This window comes from Corallococcus llansteffanensis, assembly GCF_003612055.1.
GTDB lineage: Bacteria > Myxococcota > Myxococcia > Myxococcales > Myxococcaceae > Corallococcus > Corallococcus llansteffanensis.
The window spans coordinates 1-4479 of sequence record NZ_RAWB01000715.1; the positions used below are offsets into that span (position 1 = coordinate 1).

Here is a 4479-nt window from a genome sequence, read left to right on the forward strand (position 1 = left end):
GCTGGGCGCGGGCTGGGGCCACCTGGCCTTCGCGCTGGCGGACCACTGCCCCCGGGCCCGCGTCATCGCCTACGAGCTGTCGTGGCTGCCGTTCCAGTTCATGCGGCTGCGTCAGCGCCTCTCTCCGCGCGCGAACCTGGAGCTGCGTCCCGAGGACCTCTTCACCGCGTCCTTCCAGGACGCAGCCGTCGTCGTCTGCTACCTCTTCCCGGGCGCCATGGCCCGCCTGGGGCCCCGGTTCGCGGACGAGCTGCCTCCGGGCGCGCGCATCCTCAGCCACACCTTCGCGCTCCGGGGCTGGACACCCACGCGCACCGTGAGGCTGGGCGACCTGTACCGCACCCCGGTGTACCTCTACGTGGTGCCGCCCCGCGCGGCGTCTGGCTAGAGTCCGCCGCCCAGGCACCTTCTGAGGCACCCGCTGCCCCCTCCCTTCTTGGAGACCCACCGCGATGAGTGACTTCCAGTTCCAGGACATGCTGCCGCTCGGCAAGGACGAGACGCCCTACCGGCTGCTCACGAAGGAGCACGTCTCCGTGTTCGAGGCGGGCGGGCGGAGCTTCCTCCAGGTGGAGCCGGAGGCGCTGACGCTGCTCACGCGCGAGGCCATGCGGGACATCTCGCACCTCCTGCGCCCCGGGCACCTGCGGCAATTGGCGAACATCCTCCAGGACCCGGAGGCGTCCTCCAACGACCGCTTCGTGGCGCTGGAGCTGCTCAAGAACGCGAACATCGCCGCGGGCGGCGTGCTGCCCTCCTGCCAGGACACCGGCACCGCCATCGTGATGGGCAAGAAGGGCCAGTACGTCCTCACCCGGGGCGGCGACGAGGCGGCCATCTCCCGCGGCGTGTTCGACACGTACCTCACGTCGAACCTGCGCTATTCGCAGATGGCGGCCCTGGACATGTACCGGGAGGTCAACACGGGCAACAACCTGCCCGCGCAGATCGAGCTCTACGCGACCGACGGCGACGCCTACAAGTTCCTCTTCATGGCCAAGGGCGGCGGCTCCGCCAACAAGAGCTACCTGTTCCAGGAGACCAAGGCGGTCCTCAACCCGCAGAGCCTGCTCACCTTCCTGGAGACGAAGATCCGCTCGCTGGGCACCGCCGCGTGCCCGCCGTACCACCTGGCCATCGTGGTGGGCGGCACGTCCGCGGAGTTCGCGCTGAAGACGGCCAAGTACGCCTCCGCGCGCTACCTGGACTCGCTGCCCACCGAGGGCAACGCGCTGGGCCGCGGCTTCCGCGACGTGGCGCTGGAGCAGGAGGTGCTGAAGCTCACCCAGCGCACCGGCATTGGCGCGCAGTTCGGCGGCAAGTACTTCTGCCACGACGTGCGCGTCATCCGCCTGCCGCGCCACGGCGCGTCCTGCCCGGTGGCCATCGCCGTATCGTGCTCCGCGGACCGGCAGGCCCTGGGGAAGATCACCCGCGACGGCGTCTTCCTGGAGGCGCTGGAGACGGACCCCGCGAAGTACCTGCCGGAGGCGAAGGACACGGACCTGTCCGGCGACGTGGTGAAGCTGGACCTCAACCGCCCCATGAGCGACCTGCGCGCGGAGCTGTCGCGCTACCCCATCAAGACGCGCCTGTCGCTGTCGGGCTCGCTGGTGGTGGCGCGCGACATCGCGCACGCGAAGATCAAGGAGCGCCTGGACAAGGGCGAGGGCATGCCGCAGTACCTCAAGGACCACATGGTCTACTACGCGGGCCCGGCGAAGACGCCCGAGGGCTACGCGTCCGGCTCCTTCGGCCCCACCACCGCGGGCCGCATGGACGCATACGTGGATCAGTTCCAGGCGGAGGGCGGCAGCTTCGTGATGCTCGCCAAGGGCAACCGCTCCCCGGCCGTCACCGAGGCGTGCAAGAAGCACGGCGGCTTCTACCTGGGCTCCATCGGCGGGCCGGCGGCGCGGCTCGCGCAGGACTGCATCAAGAAGGTGGAGGTGCTGGAGTACGAGGAGCTGGGCATGGAGGCCGTGTGGAAGATCGACGTGGTCGACTTCCCGGCCTTCATCATCGTGGACGACAAGGGCAACGACTTCTTCGCGAACATCAACAAGCCGTCCGCGAAGAAGGCCTGACCTCGTTTCCGGCGTCCCGCTTCCGGCGCGCGCTTGTCAGTCGAATTCCAGCGCGCGCTGGAAGTCCGCCGGGTTGGAGGCCGCGCTCTGGGCCGTCTCCAGCGTGATGTCCCCGGCGCGGTACAGCTGCGTCAGGTGCTGGTCGAAGGACTGCATGCCGAACATGTCGCGGCCCTTCTCGATGACGTCCTTCAGCTCGCTGGCGCGGTCGTCGCGGATGTACTGCTCCACCGTCTTTGTCTGCACCATGATCTCCAGCGCCACGGTGCGCCCCTTGCCGGTGGCGCGCGGCAGCAGCCGCTGGGAGATGGTCGCCTTGAGGCAATCCGCCAGGCGCATGCGCACCATGGTCTGCTCCTCCGCGGGGAACACCGACACCAGGCGGTTGATGGTGCGCGACGCGTCCGTGGTGTGCACCGTGGACAGCACCAGGTGGCCCGTCTCCGACGCCTTCAGCGCGATGTCGATGGTCTCCGTGTCGCGCATCTCGCCCACCAAGATGACGTCCGGGTCCTGACGCAGCGCCGCGCGCAGCGCGATGGCGAAGTTCTGGGTGTCCGGACCAATCTCCCGCTGGGAGATGGAGGACTTCACGTTCTTGTAGATGAACTCGATGGGGTCCTCGATGGTGAGGATGTGCAGGCTCTCCGTGTGGTTGATGTGGTTGATCATCGACGCGAGCGTGGAGCTCTTGCCGGACCCCGTCGCCCCCGTCACCAGCACCAGCCCGCGCTCGTTGCCCGCGATCGTCTTCAGCACCTGCGGCAGCCCCATGCCGTCGATGCTGGGAATCTCATCCGGGATGATGCGCAGGATGCACGCCAGCGAGCCCCGCTGCCGGTAGATGTTCACCCGGAAGCGCGCCACCCCCGGCAGGCTGTAGGACGAGTCGCACTCCTGCACGCTGTCCACCTGCGCCTTCATCAACGGATCATTCATCACGTGCAGGGCCACCTGCTTCGTGTGATCCGCTTGCAGCTTTTCCATCTTCAACGGCCGGAGGACGCCGTTCACCCGGTAGATGGGCGGGTCCCCGGGGCGGAAGTGGATGTCCGAAGCCCCGTTCTGGACGCCGACGGTGAGCAGCTTGTTCAGGGTGTTCAGATCCAGGGAATCCCTCTCACGGCACGGTTGAAGCGGACGATTCTAGGAGCCCGAAGCCCATTCCCCTACCGTTGCAGCCCGAACGGCATTCACACACCCCTATCGAATGTAGTTTCCCAGGAAATCAGGAAGTGTTTGCACCCCCTGGGATGATGGAACTGTCCGCGACTGCTCACCAGTGGCCGGTCGCCTGCCCATGCGGCCGGGATGCCCTGCCTGGAGGCCGTGGCGAACATCCGGGCATGAACGCACAAACCGAGCAGGCCCCTGGATACGACGAGCTGTCTTCCGCTGACTTCGCGACCCTGGAGGTGTGGGACCCGGCACAGGTGGTCATCACGCCGCGCATGGCGGCGCGGCTGTGGCTCCAGACGAGCCTGCGGCTGACGCGGGCGCAGAAGGAGCTGCACGACGCCATCTTCGCCCACGACGGCAGCGACGAGAGCCTGGACCGCTTCGCCAGCGCGCGCGCGGAGCTGGACTCGGCCGAAGCGTGGGCCCTGCACGTGGCCCGCAACATTCCACGCCATCGCTAGCGCGCCCTGGCTGACTTCCCCCCGGAAGCAAGGCGGGTGGCGGCGGGCGGCAGTGGGCTTCGTGCCCCCGCCGACCCGTCGTCACCCGTGGTCGTCCTTGCGGGGCGCCGTCGCCCCGTCCGCGCCCAGCCCCTGGAGCAGCCCCGCCTGGAGCTTCTCCAGCAGGCGCAGCAGCTCCGTGAACTCCTCGGGCGACAGGTGTGACTTGGCCTCCATGTCCACCCACTCGACGGCGGCCACCAGGGCCTGGAGCTCCGTGCGGCCTGCGTCGGTGATCTGAAGGCGCACGCAGCGGCGGTTCTCCCCCGCGTGGCGCTCCACCAGCCCATCCTCCTCCAGGCGATCCACCAGCCGGCTCACCGCGGGCGCGTCGATGAGCAGCCGCTCCGCGATGAGCGCCTGGCTGTGGATGCCCAGCAGGCCGACGTACTTCAGCACGAGCAGCTGCATCAGCGGCCGGTCCGTTTGCTCTCCAACCTTCAAGGTCAGCAGTCGGACCACTGCGCGGCGCGTCGATGCCACTTGCTCGGCGAGGGTCATGGGCGTAAGAGATGATTGCATTCGACAACGGTTGTCAATTACATCTTGACCGCGCGCAGGGGCCGGCGGGTGTGTTTGCCACACGCTCCCCGGAAAGTCCTGCCGCTCCTGAGTATGGCCACCTCCAGCGCCCTCCTCGTCCTCCTCCTCGCCGCCGCGCCGCAGGCCCAGCCTTCCGCCCCGCCGGCCGAGCCGTCCCCGCAGTCCCCTCC

At 68.4% G+C, this 4479-nt stretch carries 5 protein-coding genes; 3 read left to right on the forward strand and 2 right to left on the reverse strand.

The window, feature by feature from the left end; all coding sequences use genetic code 11:
- Positions 1-388 (forward strand): class I SAM-dependent methyltransferase (locus tag D7V93_RS38795; protein ID WP_147451565.1); only part of this gene is annotated, 388 nt, incomplete at its 5' end.
- Between the two features lie 64 nt (positions 389-452).
- A complete protein-coding gene (locus D7V93_RS38800; protein ID WP_120648100.1) occupies positions 453-2087 on the forward strand; it encodes a fumarate hydratase in 1635 nt (544 codons plus the stop codon).
- 36 nt (positions 2088-2123) lie between these two features.
- Here D7V93_RS38800 and D7V93_RS38805 read toward each other — a convergent pair whose 3' ends face one another.
- Entirely contained in the window at positions 2124-3197 is a 1074-nt protein-coding gene (locus D7V93_RS38805) for a type IV pilus twitching motility protein PilT (protein ID WP_120648101.1), read from the reverse strand.
- A gap of 236 nt (positions 3198-3433) precedes the next feature.
- Between D7V93_RS38805 and D7V93_RS38810 the strand changes: the two genes are divergently transcribed.
- Positions 3434-3727, forward strand: coding sequence for a FruA-associating protein, FapA (locus D7V93_RS38810; protein ID WP_120648102.1), 294 nt, complete (start codon positions 3434-3436; stop codon positions 3725-3727).
- 81 nt (positions 3728-3808) lie between these two features.
- On the opposite strand, the gene D7V93_RS38815 is transcribed toward D7V93_RS38810, so the two are convergent.
- Complete coding sequence (locus tag D7V93_RS38815; RefSeq protein ID WP_244237767.1) at positions 3809-4177, reverse strand: MarR family winged helix-turn-helix transcriptional regulator; 369 nt, start codon at positions 4175-4177, stop codon at positions 3809-3811.
- Between the last annotated feature and the right edge of the window lie 302 nt (positions 4178-4479).

Excerpts from the sequence above, each read along its gene's own strand:
- D7V93_RS38800 (WP_120648100.1), top strand. The coding sequence starts at position 453 with ATGAGTGACTTCCAGTTCCAGGACATGCTGCCGCTCGGCAAGGACGAG.
- D7V93_RS38810 (WP_120648102.1), top strand. The coding sequence starts at position 3,434 with ATGAACGCACAAACCGAGCAGGCCCCTGGATACGACGAGCTGTCTTCC.
- D7V93_RS38815 (WP_244237767.1), bottom strand. The coding sequence starts at position 4,177 with ATGCAGCTGCTCGTGCTGAAGTACGTCGGCCTGCTGGGCATCCACAGC.